General features: G+C 51.6%; 17 protein-coding genes. 6 read left to right on the forward strand and 11 right to left on the reverse strand.

Annotated elements, in window-relative coordinates:
- The first annotated feature begins 4 nt into the window (after nucleotides 1-4).
- From LC084_RS00590 to LC084_RS00605, 4 genes are read left to right on the forward strand one after another with little or no spacing between them, the layout of a single operon-like run.
- On the forward strand, nucleotides 5-1240 hold the full coding sequence (locus tag LC084_RS00590; protein ID WP_226568460.1) for an MdtA/MuxA family multidrug efflux RND transporter periplasmic adaptor subunit: 1236 nt from the start codon (nucleotides 5-7) through the stop codon (nucleotides 1238-1240).
- Nucleotides 1237-4440, forward strand: a complete 3204-nt coding sequence (locus LC084_RS00595; RefSeq protein ID WP_226568462.1) for an efflux RND transporter permease subunit — start codon at nucleotides 1237-1239, stop codon at nucleotides 4438-4440. The genes LC084_RS00590 and LC084_RS00595 overlap by 4 nt, the downstream gene beginning before the upstream one ends.
- Complete coding sequence (locus LC084_RS00600; protein ID WP_226568464.1) at nucleotides 4440-7541, forward strand: multidrug efflux RND transporter permease subunit; 3102 nt, start codon at nucleotides 4440-4442, stop codon at nucleotides 7539-7541. Before LC084_RS00595 ends, LC084_RS00600 begins: the two co-directional genes overlap by 1 nt.
- Nucleotides 7542-7544: 3 nt before the next feature.
- Nucleotides 7545-8945: an efflux transporter outer membrane subunit gene (locus LC084_RS00605; protein WP_226568466.1), complete on the forward strand. Its 1401-nt coding sequence runs from the start codon at nucleotides 7545-7547 to the stop codon at nucleotides 8943-8945.
- 241 nt (nucleotides 8946-9186) lie between these two features.
- On the opposite strand, the gene LC084_RS00610 is transcribed toward LC084_RS00605, so the two are convergent.
- The 5 genes from LC084_RS00610 to ltnD form a co-directional block, all read right to left on the reverse strand.
- Nucleotides 9187-10551, reverse strand: coding sequence for a GntP family transporter (locus tag LC084_RS00610; protein WP_226568467.1), 1365 nt, complete (start codon nucleotides 10549-10551; stop codon nucleotides 9187-9189).
- A 179-nt stretch (nucleotides 10552-10730) separates the two neighbouring features.
- Nucleotides 10731-11516 (reverse strand): 2-oxo-tetronate isomerase, encoded by a 786-nt coding sequence (gene otnI, locus LC084_RS00615; protein WP_226568468.1) that lies wholly within the window; start codon nucleotides 11514-11516, stop codon nucleotides 10731-10733.
- A 5-nt stretch (nucleotides 11517-11521) separates the two neighbouring features.
- Nucleotides 11522-12142: a 3-oxo-tetronate 4-phosphate decarboxylase gene (gene otnC, locus LC084_RS00620; RefSeq protein ID WP_226568469.1), complete on the reverse strand. Its 621-nt coding sequence runs from the start codon at nucleotides 12140-12142 to the stop codon at nucleotides 11522-11524.
- Nucleotides 12139-13401 (reverse strand): 3-oxo-tetronate kinase, encoded by a 1263-nt coding sequence (gene otnK / locus LC084_RS00625; RefSeq protein ID WP_226568470.1) that lies wholly within the window; start codon nucleotides 13399-13401, stop codon nucleotides 12139-12141. The genes otnC and otnK overlap by 4 nt, the downstream gene beginning before the upstream one ends.
- An 11-nt stretch (nucleotides 13402-13412) precedes the next feature.
- The gene (gene ltnD, locus LC084_RS00630) at nucleotides 13413-14315 is read right to left on the reverse strand and encodes an L-threonate dehydrogenase (protein ID WP_226568471.1); all 903 of its coding nucleotides are present in this window, start codon (nucleotides 14313-14315) and stop codon (nucleotides 13413-13415) included.
- Nucleotides 14316-14576: 261 nt separating this feature from the next.
- Here ltnD and LC084_RS00635 point away from each other — a divergent pair, with 261 nt between their 5' ends.
- A complete protein-coding gene (locus tag LC084_RS00635; RefSeq protein ID WP_226568472.1) occupies nucleotides 14577-15335 on the forward strand; it encodes a DeoR/GlpR family DNA-binding transcription regulator in 759 nt (252 codons plus the stop codon).
- Nucleotides 15336-15388: 53 nt separating this feature from the next.
- Here LC084_RS00635 and LC084_RS00640 read toward each other — a convergent pair whose 3' ends face one another.
- The 6 genes from LC084_RS00640 to LC084_RS00665 all read right to left on the reverse strand — a co-directional run bounded on the left by LC084_RS00640 (nucleotide 15389) and on the right by LC084_RS00665 (nucleotide 21127).
- Nucleotides 15389-16345 (reverse strand): Gfo/Idh/MocA family protein, encoded by a 957-nt coding sequence (locus LC084_RS00640; protein ID WP_226568473.1) that lies wholly within the window; start codon nucleotides 16343-16345, stop codon nucleotides 15389-15391.
- Between the two features lie 122 nt (nucleotides 16346-16467).
- On the reverse strand, nucleotides 16468-17631 hold the full coding sequence (gene argE / locus LC084_RS00645) for an acetylornithine deacetylase (RefSeq protein ID WP_226568475.1): 1164 nt from the start codon (nucleotides 17629-17631) through the stop codon (nucleotides 16468-16470).
- Nucleotides 17624-18298 (reverse strand): DUF1028 domain-containing protein, encoded by a 675-nt coding sequence (locus LC084_RS00650; RefSeq protein WP_226568477.1) that lies wholly within the window; start codon nucleotides 18296-18298, stop codon nucleotides 17624-17626. The genes argE and LC084_RS00650 overlap by 8 nt, the downstream gene beginning before the upstream one ends.
- Complete coding sequence (locus LC084_RS00655) at nucleotides 18295-18729, reverse strand: RidA family protein (RefSeq protein WP_226568479.1); 435 nt, start codon at nucleotides 18727-18729, stop codon at nucleotides 18295-18297. The genes LC084_RS00650 and LC084_RS00655 overlap by 4 nt, the downstream gene beginning before the upstream one ends.
- Nucleotides 18730-18759: 30 nt before the next feature.
- A complete protein-coding gene (locus tag LC084_RS00660) occupies nucleotides 18760-20028 on the reverse strand; it encodes a flavin-containing monooxygenase (protein ID WP_226568481.1) in 1269 nt (422 codons plus the stop codon).
- A 178-nt stretch (nucleotides 20029-20206) separates the two neighbouring features.
- On the reverse strand, nucleotides 20207-21127 hold the full coding sequence (locus LC084_RS00665) for a LysR substrate-binding domain-containing protein (RefSeq protein ID WP_226568482.1): 921 nt from the start codon (nucleotides 21125-21127) through the stop codon (nucleotides 20207-20209).
- Between the two features lie 515 nt (nucleotides 21128-21642).
- Here LC084_RS00665 and LC084_RS00670 point away from each other — a divergent pair.
- On the forward strand, nucleotides 21643-23163 hold the full coding sequence (locus LC084_RS00670; RefSeq protein ID WP_226568484.1) for an amino acid ABC transporter permease/ATP-binding protein: 1521 nt from the start codon (nucleotides 21643-21645) through the stop codon (nucleotides 23161-23163).
- Nucleotides 23164-23183: the final 20 nt, after the last annotated feature.

Genomic DNA, 23183 nt, shown 5'->3' on the forward strand with positions numbered 1-23183 from the left:
TCCAATGACAACGAATACTTCCCGGTCCGCGAGCGCACGCTGGCTGAAATGGCTGATTATTTTGATTGTGGTGTTAATCGTTGCTGGCGTTGTCTGGCGTTTACTTCCTGGTGGCAAAGGCACGAGCGCAGGCGGGCCTGGCGGTCCGGGCGGTCCCGGCGGTCCCGGCGGCCCAGGGATGAAAATGATGGGTGGTGGCACTACGCTGGTTCATGGTGGGGTGGCAACCACCGCCGATGTGCCGGTGTACCTGAATGCACTGGGTACAGTGATTCCTAATGCTTCTGTTACTGTCACCAGCCGGGTGGACGGGCAACTGGAAAAAGTCTTTTTCACCGAAGGGCAAAAAGTGACTGCCGGGCAGTTGTTGGCCCAGATAGACCCACGCCCTTACCAGGCGACGCTGAACCAGTACCAGGGCGAACTCAGTGAAAATAAAGCGTTATTAAACAGCGCAGAACTCACCCTGGCCCGCTACCGCAAGCTTTATGCGCAGGATTCACTGGCCCGCCAGGACCTGGACAGCCAGATAGCGACTGTTGGGCAATACCGCGGGGCGGTTGCCTCAGATGAAGCACAAATAGCGAGTGCCAAACTGGATCTGGAATATGCCCGTATTACCGCACCGGTCAGTGGCCGGGTGGGCTTGCGCCTGGTGGACCCAGGGAACATGGTGGAAAGCAGCAGTAGCACAGGCCTGGTCACCATTACCCAAATGCAACCCGCAGCGGTGACATTCAGTGTGCCACAAAGCAACATCCCGGTTCTGGTAAAAGCACTGCATAACGGTAAGAGCCTGCCTGCAACCGCCTTCGACCAGGACAACAGCACGGTACTGGGAAGCGGTGAGGTTAAGTTTATCAGTAACCAGATTGATACCAGTACAGGAACGGTGGAGCTGAAAGCGATTTTCCCTAATCAGGATGAAAGTTTATACGCCAACCAGTTTGTGAACCTGCGCCTGCAAACCAGTATGCTCAAAGGCGCAACGGTTATTCCACGCCAGGCATTGCAGTTAAGTAATGAAGGCTATTTTGTTTTTATTATCAATAAAGACAATACCGTTACACGCCAGGCGGTTACCGCAGGCCCGGAAGTTAACGATGAGCAGCAGGCAATACTTAAAGGGGTTTCACCGGGTGACCGGGTTGTAACCGAAGGGATTGATCGTCTGACTAACGGCAGCAAAGTCTCCGTGGTGGATGAAACACAAACCAAAACCGCGCCTGAGGCCAAATGAATCCGTCACGCCTGTTTATAATGCGGCCGGTCGCTACCGTGTTAATCATGGTAGGGGTATTGATCGCCGGGATATTTGCCTACCGCTTTTTATCCACCTCTGCGCTACCGCAAGTGGATTACCCCACGATTCAGGTTACCACGCTCTACCCAGGTGCCAGCCCGGATGTGATGGCCTCGTCGGTCACTTCACCACTGGAACGCCAGTTGGGGCAAATGTCGGGGTTGAGCCAAATGACCTCCACCAGTTCCGGTGGTTCGTCAATAATCACGCTTAAATTTAGCCTGGAGTTGTCGCTGGATGTTGCGGAGCAGGAAGTGCAGGCTGCTATCAATGCGGCGAACAACCTGTTACCCAGCGATTTACCTAACCCGCCAACGTATAAAAAGGTCAACCCGGCAGACAGCGCGGTGATTACCCTGGCGGCCAGTTCAGATACGCTTCCGCTGACCTCTGTGCAAGACCTGGTGAATACCCGTGTGGCGCTCAAATTGTCACAGATCTCTGGTGTGGGAATGGTAACACTGGCTGGCGGGCACCAGCCTGCCATTCGGGTGCAGATGGACCCAAAAGCACTCGCCGCCCACGGGCTGACACTGGAAGATGTCAACACACTGATTAGTAACAGCAATGTGAACGGTTCGAAAGGTGGGTTTGACGGCAAATACCACTCAGTGACCATTGATGCCAACGATCAGCTGCGCACGGCGGCGGAATACGGCAACCTAATCCTCACTTACCAAAACGGTGCGGCGTTGCGCCTGAAAGATATCGCGCATATTGAAGAAGGGCCGGAGAATACGTTCCAGTCCGCCTGGGCGAACAACAACCCGGCCATTGTTATCAGTGTGCAACGCCAGCCAGGCGCTAACGTTATCCAGGTTGTGGATAACATCAAAGCTCAGTTACCCAAATTGCAGGCGGCCTTGCCCGATGGCGTAAAAATGACGGTGCTGTCAGACCGTACCCAGACAATCCGTGCATCCATTCATGATGTGCAGTTTGAACTGATGCTGTCGATAGCGCTGGTGGTCATGGTGACCTTCCTGTTCCTGCGTAATGTTGCGGCCACGCTTATCCCCAGTGTGGCTGTGCCGTTATCGCTGGTGGGCACATTTGGGGTGATGTACCTTGCGGATTTCAGCCTGAATAACCTGTCGCTGATGGCGCTGACCATCGCTACCGGGTTTGTTATTGATGACGCCATTGTGGTGGTGGAAAATATTTCCCGGCGTCTGGAAGAGGGTGAAACCCCGATGCAGGCGGCGCTTAAAGGGTCGCAGCAAATTGGCTTTACCATCATCTCGCTAACTTTCTCCCTGATTGCCGTGCTGATCCCGCTGTTGTTTATGGGCGATGTGGTTGGCCGGTTATTCCGCGAGTTTGCCATTACGCTGGCCGTCTCTATTCTGGTTTCCATGCTGGTGTCACTGACACTGACACCAATGCTGTGTGCCTATCTGCTGCGCCATATTCCCCCGGAACAACAGTCGCGTTTTTCCCGCAAAGGCGGTGAAGTTTTTGACAGCCTGATTCGGGGCTATGACCGGTTGCTTACCGTTGTTCTGAACCACCAAAAACTGACTTTACTGGTAGCTCTGGGAACATTTGTACTGACTGCTGTGCTGTATATCGCCATTCCTAAAGGGTTCTTTCCCACCCAGGATACTGGCCTGATTCAGGGCGTGACAGTGGCTTCCCAGGATGTGTCATTCAATGAGATGGCAAAACGCCAGCAGGCCCTGGCAAAAGTCATTCTGCAAAACCCTTCTGTGGAAAGTTTATCGTCCACCATTGGGATTGATGGCAGCAATACCAGCCTGAACAGCGGGCGTATTCAAATTAACCTGAAATCCTTTGATGAGCGTGATGACAAAGCGAACGTGGTAATTAGCCAACTGCAACAGGCGGCGAAACAAGTAGCCGGGATTCAGCTCTACCTGCAACCGGCTCAGGACCTGACAGTCAATGACCAGGTAACGCCCAGCCAGTATCAGTTCACGCTGGATGATGCCAACAGTGAAGACCTGGCAACCTGGACACCCAAACTGGTAGCGGCATTACAAAAACGCCCGGAATTTAATGGCGTAGTCAGTAACCTGCAGGACCAGGGTCGTGTTGCCTGGGTTGAACTGAACCGCGACAAAGCAGCCCGTTACGGGATTACCGCCTCCGATGTCGATACCGCGCTTTACAACGCGTTCGGCCAGCGCCTGGTCTCTACCATTTTTACCCAAGCGAACCAGTACCGCGTGGTGCTGGAAGTGGCACCGAAATACCAGCAATCACCGGCCTCTTTTGATGATATCTGGTTGCAGCCATCGACTACCTCAACCACGGATAGCACTTCTGGAAGCAGCAGCTCAAGTAGCAGTTCGTCATCCAGTAGTGATTCAACCAGTGATTCCAGCACCAGTACAAACACCACGGGAATGGTGAAACTGACGTCCATTGCTACCATTCATGAACGCACTGGTTCACTGATGCATATGCGCCTTAATCAGTTCCCGGCGGTGATGGTGTCGTTTAACCTGAACAAAGGCTACTCGCTGGATGATGCGCAACAGGCTATCAGCGATGCCAGCCAGCAACTCAAGATGCCCAGCGGAATCACATTGCGTTACCAGGGGGAAACGGCGGCATTCCAGAGCGCAACCAGCAATACACTGTGGTTGATCCTCGCCGCGTTACTGACCATGTATGTGGTGCTGGGTATTCTCTATGAAAGCTTTATTCACCCGGTCACGATTCTTTCCACACTGCCATCGGCGGCGGTTGGCGCATTACTCACCCTGATCCTGGCCGGATCAGAATTTAGCCTGATAGCACTGATCGGGGTTATTCTGCTGATAGGCATTGTGAAAAAGAATGCGATCATGATGATCGACTTCGCGCTGGAAGCCGAACACCATCAGCACCTCAGCCCCAGGGAAGCGATTCATCAGGCGTGTTTGTTACGTTTTCGCCCCATTATGATGACCACCATGGCGGCATTACTGGGCGCACTGCCACTGATGCTGGCATCCGGTTCAGGGGCTGAACTGCGCCAACCGCTGGGGTTGGTTATTGTTGGCGGGCTGATTGTCAGCCAGGTGCTGACGCTGTTTTCCACGCCGGTAATTTACCTGTGGTTTGATGGCCTTGCCCAGCGCGGCTCAGCCTGGGTGAAACGCCGCCAGCAACAGGCTCGGGGCGAATAATGAACCTGACACGGCTCTTTATCTTCCGCCCGGTGGCAACCTTGTTGCTTACCCTGGCTATTCTCCTGCTGGGTGGGCTTGGCTACCGTTTGTTGCCGGTGGCACCTTTGCCTCAGGTGGATTTCCCCACAATCATGGTCAGCGCCAGCCTGGCTGGTGCCAGCCCTGAAACCATGGCGGCAACGGTTGCCACACCGCTGGAGCGTGCTCTGGGGCAAATTGCCGGTATCACGGAAATGACTTCCAGCAGTTCCCAAGGGTCAACCAATATCATTCTGCAGTTTGAACTGAACCGCGATATTAACGGCGCGGCGCGTGATGTTCAGGCAGCTATTAACGCCTCGCGTAGTTTATTGCCCAGCAGCATGGAATCGTTGCCAACTTACCGTAAGGCCAACCCTTCCGACGCGCCCATTGTGATGATGGCGCTGACATCCAGTGACCGCAGCCCCGGTGAACTCTACGACCTGGCCGAAAGTAAAATTGAACAATCGCTGGGGCAGGTGCAGGGCGTGGGCCAGGTTTCCCTGATGGGCAGCGCGCTGCCTGCTGTGCGTATTGACTTACAGCCCCAGCAGCTGACTCACTACGGCATTTCGCTTGATACCGTGCGCCAGGCCGTGGCGAACAGCACGACCAACCAGCCAAAAGGGATGCTCCAGGGTAAGACCCAATCCTGGGTCGTGGACAGCAATGGGCAGTTAGATAAAGCGGCACAGTATCGCAACCTGGTGGTGAGTTACCAGAATGGCAATGCGATACGGCTGAGTGATGTCGCCCATGTTTATGATTCCGTGGAAGACAAATATCAGGCGGGTTTTCTGAACGCCACGCCTTCGGTGATGGTGGGGGTAACCCGCCAGGCCGGGGCAAACATGCTGGAAACGATTGACGCCATTAAAGCGAAGCTGCCCGCCTTGCGTAAAGAGCTGCCAGCCGATACCCAGTTACAACTGGTGGTGGACCGCTCGCCAACGGTAAGGGCATCCCTTTACGACACGGAAGAAACCCTGCTGATAGCTGTGTTACTGGTTATCGCCGTAGTATTTGTGTTCTTACGTAATATTCAGGCCGTGATTATTCCGGCGCTGGCTCTGCCTGTCTCCCTGATAGGCACCTGTGCCGTGATGTATCTGCTCGGCTACAGCCTGGATAACCTCTCACTGATGGCATTAATCATATCCACCGGGTTTGTTGTGGATGATGCCATCGTGGTTTTGGAGAACATTTCCCGGCATATTGAATCCGGCCTGAGCCCGGTGCGTGCGGCGTTACGCGGAGCAAAAGAAGTCAGCTTTACTGTCTTGTCTATGACGGTTTCGCTGGTGGCAGTATTTATTCCCATTTTGTTGATGGGCAGTATTGTCGGCCGCCTGTTTCGGGAATTTGCTGTTACTTTGACGGTCTCACTGCTGATTTCGATGTTTGTCTCCCTGAGCCTGACCCCCATGTTGTGCTCACGCTTGTTGAAAGCCAAACCCGCTGTCACAAAGCGCCCACACCCGGTTTACCAGTTTATTGAAAACCAGCTTAACAGCCTGCTTGCTGCCTATGCGCGCGGGCTGGACTGGGTGATGAAACACCAGAAACTTACCATGCTGAGTTTATTACTCACTGTACTTTTGAACCTGTTTCTCTATTCGGTCGTGCAAAAAGGGTTTTTCCCCAACCAGGATACCGGCCTGCTGATGGGCGCACTGCGGGCTGACCAAAACATCTCATTCCAGGCAATGAAGCCAAAAATGCTGATGTTCACCAATATCATCAAATCAGACCCGGCAGTAGAAAGCGTGATGTCATCTATGGGAGGCGGAAGATTTGGTTCACGTAACTCCGCTAACTTCTTTGTACGCCTGAAAGATTTTGATAAACGCTCTGCCACGGCGACAGAAGTGGCAAACCGGCTGAGTGCCAAAACCCGGAATATCCCCGGTGCACAGCTGTTTTTAATGGCTGCGCAGGATTTGCATATTGGTGGACGGAGTGCCAATGCCTCATACCAGTACAGCTTACAGGCTGATGACCTGGATCTGCTTCGCACCTGGACGCCGAAAGTGCAGGCAGCACTGGCTGCGATTCCACAACTGAATAGTGTCGATTCAGACTCACAAACCGGTGGGCAGGAAGTGGTGATTCAGATAGACCGCGACCAGGCAACGCGCCTGGGTGTTAATGTCAGCATGCTGGATACCATGCTCAATAATGCCTTCAGCCAGCGCGAAATAGCCACGCTTTATCACACCCTGAACCAGTACCATGTGGTAATGACACTGGCTGATGACTACACACGCAACCCGGATATCCTCAAAGAATTGTACGTGGTGAACGATGATGGCGACCGGGTGCCGTTATCTGCTTTTGCACATTTTGTTGGCGGAAATGCGCCGCTTTCAGTTACCCACCAGGGCCAGTCTGCGACCAGCACCATTGCCTTTAACCTAAATGATGGTGTGTCGCTGGAACAGGCGCAGGTACTGATTAAACAGGCACTGGCGAAAATTGGCTTACCGTCTTCCATTCAGGCCGGGTTCCAGGGCACGGCAAAAGCCTTTGGTGAACTGACTGCTACCATGCCGTGGTTAATTGTTGCGGCTCTGGCGGCGGTCTACATCGTGTTGGGCGTATTGTATGAAAGCTATATTCACCCGTTGACGATATTGTCCACACTGCCTTCTGCCGGGGTAGGGGCTTTGCTGTTACTCCTGCTGACCAATACACAACTCACCGTGATTGCGCTGATTGGGATCATTTTGCTGATAGGCATTGTGAAGAAAAACGCCATTATGATGATTGATTTTGCGCTGGATGCTGAACGCCGCCAGGGTATCACTCCTCAACAAGCAATAACCCAGGCGTGCCTGATGCGTTTTCGCCCCATTATGATGACCACGCTGGCTGCATTTTTTGGCGCGTTACCTCTTGCGCTCGGCAGTGGCGGCGATGCCGATTTACGCAGCCCGCTAGGGTTGGCGATTGCTGGTGGGCTTGCACTCAGCCAGCTCTTAACTCTGTTTACCACCCCGGTGGTTTATCTTTGGCTGGACAGCCTTAGCCGTGCCACAAAACGCAGATGGCACCGTTTACGCCATGTGGAACCTTAATTGATGAAAAGAACGTTGCGAATCACTGCTCTGGCGTTATCGCTGGTGTTAAGTGGCTGTGCTGTGGGCCCTGATTACCACCGCCCGGCAATGAACATGCCGCTGCAGTATAAAGAAGCACAGGGGTGGCAACAGGCCGCGCCCCAGGATGATAAAAACAAAGGTGCATGGTGGTCGGTGTACCACGACCCGGTGCTGGATGGGTTGCTGACTCAGGTGGTTATCTCCAACCAGAATATCGCCAGTTATGCCGCGCAGTACCGGGAAGCGCTGGCGCTGGCGGCACAGTCACGCGCTGAGCTACTGCCTTCATTAAGCTATGATGCCAGTTCAACCCGTAGTGGTAGCCGTTCCAGTACCACCGGGCAACGCACAACCAGCAACAGCCATCAGGCAGAACTGAGTGCCAGTTGGGAGTTGGATATATGGGGCAAACTGCGCCGCACACTGGAAGAGAACAAAGCCAGTGCCCAGGCCAGTGCTGCCGAACTGGCAAACATGACACTCAGTGCCCAGTCTGAGCTGGCGCAGGATTATTTTCAGTTGCGGGTAATGGATGAAAAAATCGCCCTTTACCAGCAAAGTGTTGATGCCTACCAGCGCTATCTTACTGTGATTGAAAACAAATACGGTGCTGGCACGGAATCACGTGCAACACTGGCGCAGGCACAAATGCAGTTAGAAAGCGCCCGTGCTTCCGCGCTGGATTACCAGTGGCAACGTGCTCAGCTTGAGCACGCTATCGCATTATTAATGGGCAAAGCGCCAGCCGAGTTCAGCCTGCCAGTGGCAAAACTGGATGCCACTTTGCCAGCGATGCCTCAGGCGGTACCGTCCCAATTACTGCAACGCCGCCCGGATATTGCTTATGCAGAGCGGGAAGTGGCGGCAGCCAATGCCGCAGTGGGCGTGGCGATTGCGGGCTATTTCCCCGATCTCACTCTGAGTGCCAGTGGCGGCACGTCATCGTCGGTGTTCCACAACCTGTTTGCTTTACCTTACCGGGTCTGGTCTCTGGGGCCGGAGTTAAGTGGCACGTTGCTGGACTTTGGCGCAACATCAGCGCAAGTTGACCAGGCGAGAGCCGCCTATGACGCCAGCGTGGCAAACTACCGCCAGGCTGTGCTGGAAGGCATGCAGGAAGTTGAAGATTACCTGGTTGAGCTGAATACATTGCAGCATGAAGTGGTGGCACAACAGCGTGCCACCGCAGCGGCGAAAGAATCAGCAAGGGTAACGCGCAACCAGTATGAAGCTGGCATGATTGACTACCTGGATGTCGCCACCACAGAAAACAGCAGCCTGTCTGAACAGCAAAGCCTGCTGTCTTTGCAAAGCACCCAGTGGGTTGCCAGCGTGGCGCTGATAGCCGCATTGGGCGGTGGTTGGCAGGCTACGAATTAATACCCTAACCGAAGGGTGATTTGGGTTTTGTTGCATGACAAAAATGGATGGCTTCTGCCATCCTTCAGATTGAAGTAAAAGAAGGGGAAACGTGGTTTCTCCTTCTTTTTAGTTAGCGGGTGAAAATCAATAAATTGATTTTACTGGTTTTTTATCGGGTTACATCCTCTGGTGCTGTGCAGGCATGAGGTTTGTCATCAGCCTCAAGAATAGCTCAGCCCTTTTGCCCGGGTTATTGCATTCAGAGAATGAACCACAGTAACCAGGTAATAAGAAAACCTGTTATCCCCATGATAGTTGTCAGCACGGTCCAGGTCTTCAGACCATCCGGTACTGAAAGCCCCATATAACGGGTAACCACCCAGAAGCCCGCGTCATTCACATGAGACAACCCCAGTGCGCCAAAGCAGGTTGACAGTGTCACCAGCACGAGCTGCAAAGGTGGCAGCTCTGCTACCGCCTGAGACAACAAGCCGGATGTCGTCAGAATGGCAACCGTGGCAGAGCCTTGCGAAGCCCGTAAAACCAGAGACAGTAAAAATGCGGCAGGCATCAGGGGCAAATGAATAGTTTCCAGTGCCTGTGCCAGCGCGTTACCAATACCAGAGGCGACTAATACGCCACCAAACGCCCCTCCTGCTCCGGCAACTAAAATGACATCAGCCGAAGAGGGAATGGCACTCCCGGTGACTTCACCCAATTTTTTTAGCGACATTCTGCGGCGAATGCCCAATAACCAGCTGGCAAGGCCGAGTGAAATCAGCAGTGCGACTGGTGGCGTGCCAACAACGGTCATTAACTGGCGCACAGCATTATGCGGGCTGAGTAGTGCCTGGCAAAGCGTGCCGGAAACAATCAGGGCGATTGGAACAATAATCAACCCGCCAATGGTTAATGCGTGGGGGGGTGGTAAACGGGTTTGCTGCGCACTGAGTGATAACTCCGGTACCTCAGCCGTTTGCTGTTGTTCAAATACATTGATGGACAGATGATAGTTGCGCTGATTCATCGCACGGGCGACAAAATACCCCACGATGCCGACCAGAATGGAAACACAAATCCCGGTCAGCATCAGCCAGCCCACATCACTGTGCAGGATCCCGGCCGCAGCGGCAGGGCCGGGGTGAGTGGGTAATGAGACGTGTACTGTTAACATAACACCTGCCATCGGCAGGCCATATTTTAGTGGAGAAACTTTGGCAACTTTACTGAATCCATAAATCAGTGGAATGATGATGATAAAGCCCACTTCAAAAAATACCGGGGTGCCGAGGATAAATGCAACAATCGTCAGTGCTGCAATGGCATGTTTTGTCCCCAGTTTATCAGTAAAGGCTTTCGCCAGTGACTCAGCCCCGCCGGACATCTCAATTAACACACCCAGCATCGAGCCAAGAATAATAATACTGGCAATATGGCCTAGCAAACCGCCCATGCCTTTTTCGATTGTGGCAACAATTTTATCTGCCGGGATGCCGGTGGTAAATGCCACTAATAAACTAACAATTAATAAAGCAACAAATGGATGTGTTTTGGCTTTAATCACCAGTAGTAATAAGAGTATTACACTGGCCAGAGCAATGAGTAACAGCGCCGATGTGGACATAATTTTGCCTCGGTGTCGATAGGGGACAGATTTTTATTTAATAATAATTACCAGCTTAATATCTTTGCTTAATTAAGAAGCTTGTGGATAGCATAAGCCCTGTACCTCAATAACGGTATAGTTGGTGTGCCCAGAGGTACAGGGTTGTAACACTGGTTTACTACTGATTTAATAACAGATTAGTGTTTTCTTCTAAACTCGGAAAACCATGTTAACCCGGAAATGGTGTCCGCTCTTGGAATATATTCACAGCCGATCCATCCGGAATAATTGATTTTATCCAGTAAACGATATATCCAGTCATAATTAATCTCACCTTCATCAGGTTCATGCCTGTCGGGTAGTGAAGCTATCTGGATATGGCGGTATTTACCTGCGTAATCAGTTATTATTTTACTCAAATTACCATCCACTTTTTGTGCATGATAAAGATCCAGTTGAGTAAATATATTGGGACGGTTGATTCGTTTTACCATATCCAGAGTCTGGTACTGGCTGGAGTATAGATAATTAGGTTTCGTTTCTGGGTTTAGTGCTTCAATTAAAACGCATTTATCTTTTTTAGCAAATAAGTCAGCTGCATAGCGCATATTCTCAACAAATACGCTTTCGCATTCGGCTTTGTCCATGCCAGGTTGAACAACACCCGCCATGATATGCACCTGTGGGCAATCCAGTGCGCAGGCATAATCCAGAGCCATATGAAAATGTTCCCGGGCCAGTGCTTCCTGGCCGGTCATTGCAGCAACGCCCCATTCACCCGCTTCTGTGTTACCAGGTGCTGTGTTAAATAAAACCAGGGATAACTGATTGTCATCGAGACGTTGTTTAATGTCTGACGCCGGGTAGTCATAAGGAAATAAAAACTCCACCGCGTCAAAACCTGCCCGGGCCGCTGCAGCAAAACGGTCCAGAAAGGGTAATTCTGTGAACATCATTGATAAATTGGCAGCGAATTTTGGCATGATGATTATCTCAGTTCGTCAACTTCTTCAGGTGTCAGGTAGCGAATAGCGCGGTCACCCAGCGTAAAAATAAGCCGCGCTGTTTCTTCCAGCTCTTCGGTGTTATAGGTGGCTTCTCGTAAGGAACTGCCTGTTACGACCGGGCCATGATTAGCCAGTAAAAAAGCTTTAAAGCTGGAGGCCATACGACCCAGGTCTTCAGCTATCCGGTTGTCGCCCGGGCGGTAGTAAGGCACCACCGGAACATCGCCCACCCGCATAACGACATATGGCGTAAACGGCCGAATGCAATTCACCGGATCAAGCCCTTCCAGGCAGGAAAGAGCCGTCAGATAGTGGCTGTGCAGGTGGACTATCGCCTGGCACTCCGGGTTATTGAGGTAAATTGCCCGGTGGAATGTCACTTCTTTAGAGGGCTTATTACCCGACAACCATTTGCCTTCGGGTGTCACTACTGACAGGGTGTCGGCATCCAGTTCCCCCAGGCAGGAGCCGGTGGGTGTCGCCAGTACGTTGCCGTCTGGCAGTAACACTGACAGGTTACCTGCTGAACCGGTGGCATAACCTCGGGCAAACAGCGAAGCGCCAATATGCACCATCTCATCACGCAGTTGTTGTTCAGTCATACGGGGAACTCCTGTTGTGCCCGGGCAAAAAAGTGCTCATCGCCAAAATTACCGGATTTAAGTGCCAGGGAGAGTGTTTGCCGGGTATCACGTACCCATGGCACACCCGGAGAAATCACCGGACCAATATGAAAGGCTTGCACACCCAGGGTTTGCGCCACAATGCTCGACGTTTCACCGCCCGCTACAATAAAGCGGGTAAATCCTCGTTCCAGCAAGCGGGCTGCCAACTGAGCAAAAAACTGCTCCACTTTGGCGCTGCTGGCACTGTTGCCGTATTTTTCCTGAATCTGTTTCAGTTCATCTGGTTGCGCTGTGGCATACACCATCGGTGCCAGACCTGTGGCTGTCTGGCTGCATACCCAGTCGCATTGCATGTCAACATAGTCATCAAGATTTTCGAAACAGGCAGTTAAATCTACCGCTCTTGCCGGGGCTACAGCCTGATAGGCCGCGACCTGGCGGTTGGTCATAACAGAGCAGGAACCGGACAATACAACGCCACGACCAGCGACAGGCATACCGGCCTGAGCACCATCCTGCTGTGAACCGTGGCGCGAGGCCCAGTCGCGCGCCAACCCAATAGCCAGACCAGAGCCGCCAGAAACCAGCTTCATCTCGCGCAGGGCAATGCCCTGGGTTAACAGGTGCTGTTCATTCAGTGCATCCAGCACCACATAGCGCACATCAGTGTGGCGCAGTGCTTCCAGCGCTTCAGCCACAGCTTGTGGGCCTGCATCAATTACCGACCAGGGGATCAAACCTGCTTTTCCCTGTGCCTGGCGTTCGGTAAGGCGGCCAAGGTGTGCATCGTCCATGGGTGTCACCGGGTGATGACGCATCCCAGACTCATTGAGCAACTGTTCGCCGACAAACAAATACCCCTGGTAGACGGTGCGCCCATTGACTGGCAGTGCCGGCGATATGACAGTCTGTTTTTCTCCAAGCGCCGTGAGCAGGGCATCCAGAACCGGGCCAATATTGCCTTTAGCGGTGCTGTCAAAGGTTGAACAGTATTTAAAATAAATTTGCTGGCAACCCTGTTCCTGCAACCAGCGTAATGCGCTAAGCGCCTGGTCGACGGCCAGTTCTGCCGGGCAGGAGCGGCTTTTCAGGCTAATGACGACGGCATCGCTGCTAATCGGGGTATCGCCTGTGGGGACACCATTGAGTTGTATTGTCGGCATCCCGTTTTTGACCAGAAAACTGGCAATATCGGTGGCACCGGTAAAGTCATCCGCTATAACACCAAGTTGCATATTGCCTCCCTTTACTGTTTTTTCTCTGGCAGCGTAATACCGCTAAAAATTTTAATGACGGCACTGTCATCTTCGCGCCCAAAACCGGCATTACTGGCAGAGGTGAACATATTCAGCGCTGTGCTGGCGAGAGGGAGCGGGAACTTCAGTGACCTGGCTGTATCGCTCACCAGACCTAAGTCTTTCACAAAGATATCTACGGCGGATTTTGGCGAGAAATCACCATCCAGCACATGCTGCATCCGGTTTTCGAACATCCATGAATTGCCTGCTGCGTGGGTGACAACGTCATACATTGTGTCTAAAGGGATACCCGCTTTGGCGGCCAGCGCCATGGCTTCTGCGGCTACAGCTATATGTACCCCGGCCAGCAGTTGGTGAACAATTTTAACGGTAGAGCCCAGGCCAATTGCCTCGCCAATGCGGTACACTTTTCCGGCGACTGCATCCAGTATGGGGGCCAGTTGTTCAAAGGCTGTTACGCTTCCCGACGCCATGACAGTCATCTCACCAGCGGCGGCTTTAATTGCGCCACCAGAAACAGGGGCATCGAGCATCAACAGGTGGTACTCAGCCAGTTTCTCGGCAATCTGGCAGGCGTCCGCTGATGAAATAGTGGAAGAGACCATCACAGCGGTACCGGGGTTGAGGTGAGGGGCGAGCGCATCTTCGCCAAATAAAATCGCATTGACTTGTGCTGCATTGACGACCAGTAACACAACGGCATCGAGTTGCTGTGCAAACGGGATAGCGCTGTGCCCCGCGTCTTTTGCTCCTGCCTGTTTCAGCGCGTTGCAGGATTGTGGATTGATATCAACTCCCCAGGTATTCAGCCCTGCGTTGATACAGGATTGTGCTGCCCCCATGCCCATCGATCCCAGCCCGATAACACAGACATTGTATTGTGCAGACATGCTGCCTCCTTGTGAATTTAAGTTAACTTGTGTTATTTAATGATAACTTATAATGGCTTGGTGTGAAAATATGTGATGAATTTCACGATTTACACAGCAAAATATAAAATATTCACATGCAAGGTGAGCGGGATTAACATGCCTGGCATCATAGTAAAGGGATTAACCCCGTAGGTTATGCCATCTGTGGCACTGTTATCCTGCGTCAGAAAGCGTAGTATGCATTGTCAGAATGTTAAAAAATGATAAGAGGGCTGGCTTTTGATTCCGGTAGAACGACATCAGCGAATTTTGGCGCTGCTTGAACAACGCGGCGTGGTCAGTATCAGCGAGTTAACGGAAACTCTGGGTGTTTCCCATATGACTATCCGGCGGGATGTCAGTAAGCTGGAAGAGGAAGGGCTGTTGGTTAGCGTATCTGGCGGTGTCCGTTCTGTCAGCCGTCTGGCGACAGAGCCCAGCCACTTGATTAAAAGCACATTGTACAGTGAAGAGAAAAAAGAAATTGGCAGGCTGGCTGCCAGTAAAATTGCGCGTAACAGCTGTATTTACCTTGATGCAGGAACCACGACGCTGGCGCTGGCACGGGAAATCCTCGACCGCGATGATTTGCAGATAGTCACTAACGATTTTGAAATAACCCAATTACTGATTGAATCCAGCCAGTGTGAAGTGATACATACTGGTGGATCATTATGCCGGGAAAACCGCTCTTGTGTTGGTGAATCCGCTGCGCGGACATTACGCCACCTGGCTATTGATACCGCCTTTATTTCTGCCAGTGGCTGGGATGCCAGAGGGATTTTTACTCCTGATGAAAACAAAGTCCCCGTCAAAGAGACGGTGAGCCAGGTCAGCAGCAGAAATATTCTGTTGTGTGACAGCTCTAAATTTAATCAGTTAGCAACTTTTATGGCCCTGCCACTGACTCGCTTTACTACAGTCATTACTGACCGCCACTTATCAGACTCTGTGTGTGCGCACATTACCAAACATGCTTGTGAAGTCATCAGAGCCTGAGTTGGCGTACAGTATCAATGGTGTGCTCTCAGGCCCGGAAAAGCTGTGCGTTGTTACTTGCTTGTCGTGGGGAGTTTCGTTCTGATCATATCCAGAACCTGCAGGTTACGGATACTTTCTTCCAGCGACAGACAGTGGGCAGGTTGCTTCAGCACAGCGGCGGAAAACTGGCTGACTTCCGCCAGATAACGGTCAGATTCCTCAACGGGGATTGCGCGGCTACCTTCACTGGTGTGCAGCCAAATATCCCCGGCATTGTCCTGGAATGTGTCTTCAATGCGCAGTAAACCTTTAGTGCCGATAATTTCGGCAAAATTGCTGCCAAAACTGTTAAACCCGCAATCAATATTGGCTATCAGCCCATCGTCATATTGCAAAAGCGCCGACAGTTGCGTGTCCACACCGTTGTCCATCTCACATAACACTTCACAACGAACCGGCACCCGTTGGGTGACCATGCCAACAAAATTTACCGGGTAACAACCCACATCGTACAGGGCTCCGCCACCTAAAGCGGGCTGCATTTTTATAGTGCCAGGGCGGTTTAACAGGAAACGGAAAGTGGCATTGATATGGCGAATATCGCCGAGCACACCGCTTTCCAGCACGGATTTTACTGCCTGCATTCGCTGGGTGTAGCGGTACATAAAGGCTTCCATCAGGATGCGCCCATGTTGCTGCGCTGCCTTGTGCATCGCGATACCTTCTTCGGCGGTCAGGCCTAACGGTTTTTCACACAGAACGTGCTTCCCGGCTTCCAGGGCGCGTATCACCCAGGTTTTATGCAGTGAATTGGGCAGGGGAATGTATACGGCATCAATTGCTTCATCTGCCAGCAGGCTGGCGTAATCCGGGTAGCTTTTATCCCACTCGCCAACGGGAAGTTGCGTACTGTTACGCGAAGCGACGCCGTACAAATGTGCATGAGTGGCGCGGCTGATAGCCGGAATAAGTGAATTTCTTGCGATGCGGGCATAACCCAGTATGCCCCAGTTAACCAAACCAGACATGAAACAGACTCCTGTGCCAGTGAGCGTGACAAGATTTGGCGTTAGTTTAGCGGTCTGGAGAGAAAAGCTATGTGACAGCTTAAGCAAAATTACAAAAGCTGTCATACAGGTTTGTGCTTTGGTTAAGCGTTTGCGTCCGGGGCCTTCATCCAGGCGCACAGATTATTCAGCATGAGCATACAGTTATCGAGTTGTTCAATAGCGATAAATTCATCGGCTTTGTGGCCCTGCGCCATACTGCCCGGCCCACAAATCAAGGTGGAGATACCCACTTCATGAAATAAACCCGCTTCTGTACCAAAAGCGACAGTAGAGAAAGACTCACTGCCGCACCAGCCAGACAGCAGGCGGGCAAATTCAGACTGGGTCTCTGCCAACAGGCCGGGGTAATGGCTCAGGGTGTGAAACGTTATCGCACTTTCGTGGGCAACTTGCTTCATTTCCGGAACCAGTGTGCGTTCTGTCCATGCCTGTAACTTCTCCGCAACTGTCTGCACCTGAACGCCGGGTAAATAGCGTACTTCAAAATCAAAAGAGCAGTTTGCCGGCACGATATTTAGCGCGCTACCACCCTGAATAGTGCCTACCTGCACGGTACTGAATGCCGGGGAAAAACGGGGGTCCTGGTGTAATGCCAGTTGCTCACCCAGCTCACCCAGTTGCGTCATGACTTTCGCAGCGTAACTAATGGCATTCACCCCATCGGGGGCCTGTGCGGAGTGGCAGGCGTGGCCGTGCACCTGGCAACGCATCGCCAGTTTTCCCTTATGCCCGTATACCGGTTGCATTTCTGTAGGCTCGCCAATAATACACATTGCGGGGCGATCCTCTGCATTGCGCAGCCAGTCCACCAGGCTGCGAACGCCCAGGCATCCCACTTCTTCATCGTAGGAAAAGGCAAGGTGCAAAGGCATGCGTAATGGCGAAGATAAAAAGGTCTCAACAGAGGCCAGCATACAGGCGAGAAAACCTTTCATATCCGCACTACCACGCCCGTAGTAGCGGCCATTTTTCTCCGTCAGCATAAAAGGCGGAACCGACCAGTTCTGCCCATCTACCGGTACGGTATCGGTATGGCCGGAGAGCATGACACCGCCAGGGCCTTGCGGGCCAATACGGGCATACAAGTTGGCTTTGCTCCCGCTTTCATTGGTGAACTGCTCGGCAGAAACCCCGCGGGCCGCCAAAAACTCACGAATCATGCCAATTAATGCGAGGTTGGATTCCCGGCTGGTGGTATCGAAGGCCAGCAGTTGGGCCAGAATATCCCGTACCTGATTACTCATCGCCTGGAACACCGTAGCTGGGGGCTTCCCGTGGGTCGAGTGCTCGGGTGAGATAGGCATCCATTTGCGGCTCCCAGGCTTGCCACAGCGCCAGTAATTCATCTGCCGGTGCCTGCTCTGCCCAGTCCACCCGCAAATCGACAACGGGCCAGGTGTAATCATCCACCACTTTAACTGCCGCAGAGTGCTCGCTTCCTGCTTCCCCGCCTTGGGCAATACCTGCCTGAAGTGCGGTAATCAGGCGGGTTGCCAGTTCCCCGGTGGAAGATTCAAATGCATCTACCATGGCATTGATAACCTGTGGGTTAGCCAGCAAATTGCCCGCTGCAACACAGTTGTTTCCCTGAACTGTATGGTGGATACCCAGTGTTTGCTCACCACTAAATACGCTTGTTGTACCGCTGGCATCGATAACGGCGACCTGGCGATATTCGCGAAAACGGTCTTCAGCCAGGGTTTGCCGCATGGCTTGTTCTGGTGCCAGGCCTTCTGCCAGTTTTGCCAGGATCTGTTGCCCCAAAGAGGGCAGGGTGATGTTTTGGCTGGATACCGCCCCCACACCAGACAGCAACCACGGGCAACGGGAGCCAACAGCAATGCTTGATGAGCTAATGGCAATGCCCAGTTGCCCGGTTTCCGGGCAACGCGCACTAATAGAGAGTGTCATTTCGCCTCCTGCGCTATTTCATCTTCAGGAATAACGGCAATCACATCTATCTCCATCAACCACTGTGGCTGGGCAAGCCCGGCAACCACTAAGCCGGTAGAAATAGGGAACACACCTTTCAGCCATTTGCCCACTTCCTGGTAGACCGCTTCACGGTAACGCGGGTCAGTAATATAAGTGGTGGTTTTTACGATGTGTGTTAAATCGCTGCCTGCTTCTTCCAGCAATTGCTTCACATTTTTCATTGCCTGTTCAGCCTGAGCGCGTGGGTCCCCCAACCCGACCAGGTTACCGGAAAAATCGGTTCCTACCTGGCCGCGAACATAAATGGTGTTGCCCGCGCGTACGGCCTGGCACAGGTCATTATCCAAAACCTGGTTTGGGTAGGTTTCTTTGGTATTAAACATCCGGATTCGTGTATGTGTTGGCATGGTAGTTTCCTGTTCTGAAAGTAAGAGGGCTCAGGCTTCGGTATCATCCGGGCGATAGTGTTGGTACTGGCGCTGAATGGCGATTTGGTCGGCAATGTATTTAGCATCGTGCCATACCCCCCAAATAAAGGTGGAACCGCGGCGGGATAACCAGGGCAGCCCCAGGAAATACACGCCAGGCTCACTGGATACACCCCGGTGGTGTTGGGGTTGGTTTTGTTGGTTAAAGGCACCCACTTTGAGCCAACTAAAATCTGTGGCATAACCTGTTGCCCAAATAATGGTGCGGATACCCGCTTGTTGCAGATTCAGAGTACGGACTGGTGTGGTCATGCAATCCGGGTCTGGCATGAAATAGCGAGCCTCTGGCTCTTCTGGCAATTCAAGACCATGGCGGGAAATATACTGGTCTGCCGCATCCAGCAACGCGAGGTAAGACTCGTCGCCATTGCGGATATGTGCCGCCAAATTATCCTGAAAGGTAACCTCACCTTCGTGGAATCCTTCCGTCTGGCCTGCCAGCGTAATGCCCTGGTGAGCAAGCTGGCGAAAATCAACGGTATGCCCGCCGCGGGCACCACTCACCGCAATGGTGACATGCTCTTTACCTGGCTGGTTTGCCGCTGCATCCCATAAGCCCAACACACCCAGCCACCATACGAAGTCGCGGCCACGGTAAGTGCGTGGCGGCCGGTCATGTGCACCAACAGACAGCCACACTTTTTTCCCGGCACGGTTCAGTTCATCGGCGATTTGCACTCCTGATGAACCGGCACCTACTACCAGCACTCCGCCATCTGGCAGTTGCTCCGGGTTACGGTACTGTGCTGAGTGGAGTTGCAGCAGTGAGCTGTCTTGTGGCGCGATTGCGGGGATAACTGGCCGCTGAAAAGGCCCGGTGGCCGAGACAATACGTTGTGCTTCAATAATCCCTTGCGATGTTTCAACCCGGAATCCAGGACGCCCTTTAAGGCGTGTGGCACTGAACACTTCCACACCAGTGCGAATGGGCGCTTTGAATTTGTCGGCATAAGCGACAAAGTAGTCAGCCACTTGTTCTTTGGCCACAAAGCTGTCCGGGTGGCTGCCGGGGAAAGTCATACCCGGAAAACGGTCATGCCAGGCCGGACCATTGGCAACCAGAGAATCCCAGCGCCCACTGCGCCAGGCTTCTGCAATACGGTTTTTTTCCACAACCAGGTGCGGTATAGCCAGGCGGGTTAAATGTTCACTCATTGCCACGCCAGCCTGGCCTGCGCCTACAACCAGCGTATCTGTTGTTATTACGTTTTCTGTCATCTCTGGGTCCTTCAATTACCATGAATCGGCAACCTGGCCGATGTTGATAAAAACCAGAGTATGTAACTCAGCTGTTACGGTAAATTATTATAAAACGAGTGTCTGAATAGAAAATTATGAGGCAATAAGGTGTAAATAAATACGCCAGTATTGACGTATCTATTTAATAGTGAGTTATTTAGTGGCTGGCAGGCGCAGGTTGTAATTCGGCGTTACGGCAGTAATCCATAAATAACTGTGCCGGGCGTGTGGGCTCATTATTTTGTAACCAGGCCATGATAAGTGTGGATGCCGGCATTTCATCATCAATATCCATTTGTATCAGGCGTTCACCATCATAAGTAATATCTGAACAAGGCCGGGTAACCAGCACAGAAAAGCCCAATCCCTGGGCAACCATACAGCGCACCATTTCAATTGAAGGCGAGCTGTAAGCGACTTCTGGGTTAAATCCTTTTTCTTTGAATATATTGATAAAATAATTTTTACTGGGAACTGCATCCAATAAAATCATGGGTTCACGGCTTAATTCCTGCAAAGTAACGCTTTTGCGGTTTGCCAGACGGTGGTGTTCAGGAAGCAGGGCATAAGGTTTATGCGGCGCATTTAACACTTCTTTGTGAATGGTATTGCCTAATTCAAGATCATATAAAAATGCCATGTCAAACCGACCGCGGTGCAAACCGTGCATCAGTTCATGTTGTTCACCGTCATACAACTGAATGGTGATATCCGGGTAAATTTTAGTGAAGCCAGCCACCAGTTTGGGCATATATAGTGGAGCTGCAGATTCAAAACAACCCACTGAAATAGTACCGGAAACTAGATCCTTATCTGCACGAGAGTTTTGTTCAAACTCGTATGAAAGACGTAATAATTCCTTAGCTTTTTCATAAAAACGCCTGCCACCAGAGGTCAGCGATACCCCCTGAGCATGATGGCGAATAAACAGCTGCTGGTCGAAGGTGTCTTCCAGGTTTTTTATCGCTATCGAAATGGAGGGTTGTGCGATATGTAACTGCCGTGAAGCTTCGGCGATGCTCTCCGTCTCAACGACGGTGACGAAATACTTCAGTTGTTTGAGTGTAAAGCGTGTCATAGCAGGGACCATTTATTAAATATTGTTACTGGCTTAATTGGTATAGTTTCAGGCTAATCAATCTTGCAAGCATCATGCCACTGAATGTGCTACCACCTTTATTCTCTGTCTTATGAATGAATTACTTTCTCTGGCCTTTTTACGTGTTGAACATAATTGAGGAGATAGTTTCTCAGGGGTATTTTTTATTTTGCACCAAAATAATACGCATGCCTTTATTTGATTCATTAATTGCACCCTGATCGTGCGTTTTAATGTTTAATTAGGGTGTGCGTTTTTTTATGTGCTCAATTGTTTTTTTATTGTTGTTTATGTGTGGGTGGAAATATTTAAGGTGTTTTTCATGTGTTAACCATCTTGCATAGTTTTTTTAAAGTTAAAGGCAAAAAATTTACTAGTTGCCACTATCGCAGGAGTGCCGACATAGTGTAATTCAGCATTGATTACGGGAAATGCCCCATAGTTGCTCATGGGGAATCGCGTAATTCCATTATTTTAAATGAGCGAAATAGCCCATGACTTTTGACTGGAACTACATGTTGAGTCTGTTTAGTGATACAGACTTTTGGCGGGCCACCTGGACTGTTATTAAGCTCAGTCTTTTGACCTGGGGAATCAGCATTGTTTTTGGTTTTCTCCTTGCCCTGGCGAAACAATCCTCCCATCTATTTTTACGCCTGCCTGCCCGGATGTATATCTGGTTATTTCGCAGTATGCCACTACTGGTGTTGCTGATTTTTGTCTACAACCTGCCTCAGGCATTTCCCAGCGCATCCGTCGTTCTCAGTGACCCATTTTGGGCAGGTCTGATTGCTATGGTCCTGAGTGAGGCCGCCTATGTGGCTGAGATTCATCGTGGTGGGCTGTTATCTATCCCGAAAGGGCAAAGCGAAGCAGCACGGGCTCTGGGGTTGCGCTATGCCGGTATTCAATGGCGGGTGGTTATTCCCCAGGCGTTACGCGTGGCATTACCTGCGCTGGCAAATGAATATATCGCGATTGTTAAGCTCAGTTCGTTGGTGTCTGTTATTTCGCTGACTGAAATTCTGATGGTAGGCCAGCGGCTATATTCACAAAACTTTTTGGTGATGGAAACCATGGCGGCAGTTGCGTTTTATTACGTCCTGGTTGTGACGGTATTTGATTTCCTGCTGAAACAACTGGAGCGTTACCTGGATGTTACCCAGCGTAACACCAGCCGTGAAGTTGATGCTTCCATGCTGGCTTTGGCAACACAGCAGGCGGATGTTGTTAAACGCCCGGTCACTGCAACGAATGGCCCGGCGTTGCAGGCATCCAAACTGCAAAAAGCATACAACAATGTGGAAGTTCTTGGGGCGGTGAGCCTGAACATTCACCCAGGTGAAGTGGTATCGGTCATTGGCCCGTCAGGGTCCGGTAAAACAACACTCATTCGCCTGCTGAACGGCCTGGAACAGATAGATAACGGGGAAATTAAAATCAATGGCCAGCCCTTTATTCATCTGGACCGGAGTAACCGGCAGAAACCGCGTTTTACAGAGCATGCCGAACACCGCCTGAATATCGGTATGGTGTTCCAGAGCTTTAACCTGTTTCCGCATTTATCTGTGATGAACAACCTGTTGCTGGCACCGCGTTATCACCGCCTGGCTTCTGAATCTGAATTAAAACAACGTGCCTGCGAACTGCTGAATAAAGTTGGCTTGCTGGAACATGCCTGGAAATACCCTCATCAACTTTCTGGTGGGCAACAACAGCGTGTGGCTATTGCCCGTGCATTGATGATGCGCCCTCAAATCATGTTGTTTGATGAACCAACATCGGCCCTTGATCCCGAAAAGGTCAACGAAGTTTTGCAGGTGATTGAAGCGTTGGCTCATGAAGGGATAACGATGGTTATCGTGACCCACGAAATGAATTTTGCGTTCAAAGTTTCTGACCGAATTGTCTTTATGGAGAAAGGGCGCGTGGTTTGCGATGACACGCCTGCTGTACTGCGTGAGGGGCAGAACCCACGCGTTGGCGCTTTCCTGAAAGATGTCTCCCTTGCTTAGTAACCCCTGAATTTTGAGAG

Source organism: Mangrovibacter yixingensis (assembly GCF_020523985.1).
Lineage (GTDB): Bacteria > Pseudomonadota > Gammaproteobacteria > Enterobacterales > Enterobacteriaceae > Mangrovibacter > Mangrovibacter yixingensis.

Coding starts and splice junctions, on each gene's coding strand:
- LC084_RS00590 (WP_226568460.1), top strand. CDS start 5: ATGACAACGAATACTTCCCGGTCCGCGAGCGCACGCTGGCTGAAATGG.
- LC084_RS00595 (WP_226568462.1), top strand. CDS start 1,237: ATGAATCCGTCACGCCTGTTTATAATGCGGCCGGTCGCTACCGTGTTA.
- LC084_RS00600 (WP_226568464.1), top strand. CDS start 4,440: ATGAACCTGACACGGCTCTTTATCTTCCGCCCGGTGGCAACCTTGTTG.
- LC084_RS00605 (WP_226568466.1), top strand. CDS start 7,545: ATGAAAAGAACGTTGCGAATCACTGCTCTGGCGTTATCGCTGGTGTTA.
- LC084_RS00610 (WP_226568467.1), bottom strand. CDS start 10,551: ATGTCCACATCGGCGCTGTTACTCATTGCTCTGGCCAGTGTAATACTC.
- otnI (WP_226568468.1), bottom strand. CDS start 11,516: ATGCCAAAATTCGCTGCCAATTTATCAATGATGTTCACAGAATTACCC.
- otnC (WP_226568469.1), bottom strand. CDS start 12,142: ATGACTGAACAACAACTGCGTGATGAGATGGTGCATATTGGCGCTTCG.
- otnK (WP_226568470.1), bottom strand. CDS start 13,401: ATGCAACTTGGTGTTATAGCGGATGACTTTACCGGTGCCACCGATATT.
- ltnD (WP_226568471.1), bottom strand. CDS start 14,315: ATGTCTGCACAATACAATGTCTGTGTTATCGGGCTGGGATCGATGGGC.
- LC084_RS00640 (WP_226568473.1), bottom strand. CDS start 16,345: ATGTCTGGTTTGGTTAACTGGGGCATACTGGGTTATGCCCGCATCGCA.
- argE (WP_226568475.1), bottom strand. CDS start 17,631: ATGAGTAATCAGGTACGGGATATTCTGGCCCAACTGCTGGCCTTCGAT.
- LC084_RS00650 (WP_226568477.1), bottom strand. CDS start 18,298: ATGACACTCTCTATTAGTGCGCGTTGCCCGGAAACCGGGCAACTGGGC.
- LC084_RS00655 (WP_226568479.1), bottom strand. CDS start 18,729: ATGCCAACACATACACGAATCCGGATGTTTAATACCAAAGAAACCTAC.
- LC084_RS00660 (WP_226568481.1), bottom strand. CDS start 20,028: ATGACAGAAAACGTAATAACAACAGATACGCTGGTTGTAGGCGCAGGC.
- LC084_RS00665 (WP_226568482.1), bottom strand. CDS start 21,127: ATGACACGCTTTACACTCAAACAACTGAAGTATTTCGTCACCGTCGTT.
- LC084_RS00670 (WP_226568484.1), top strand. CDS start 21,643: ATGACTTTTGACTGGAACTACATGTTGAGTCTGTTTAGTGATACAGAC.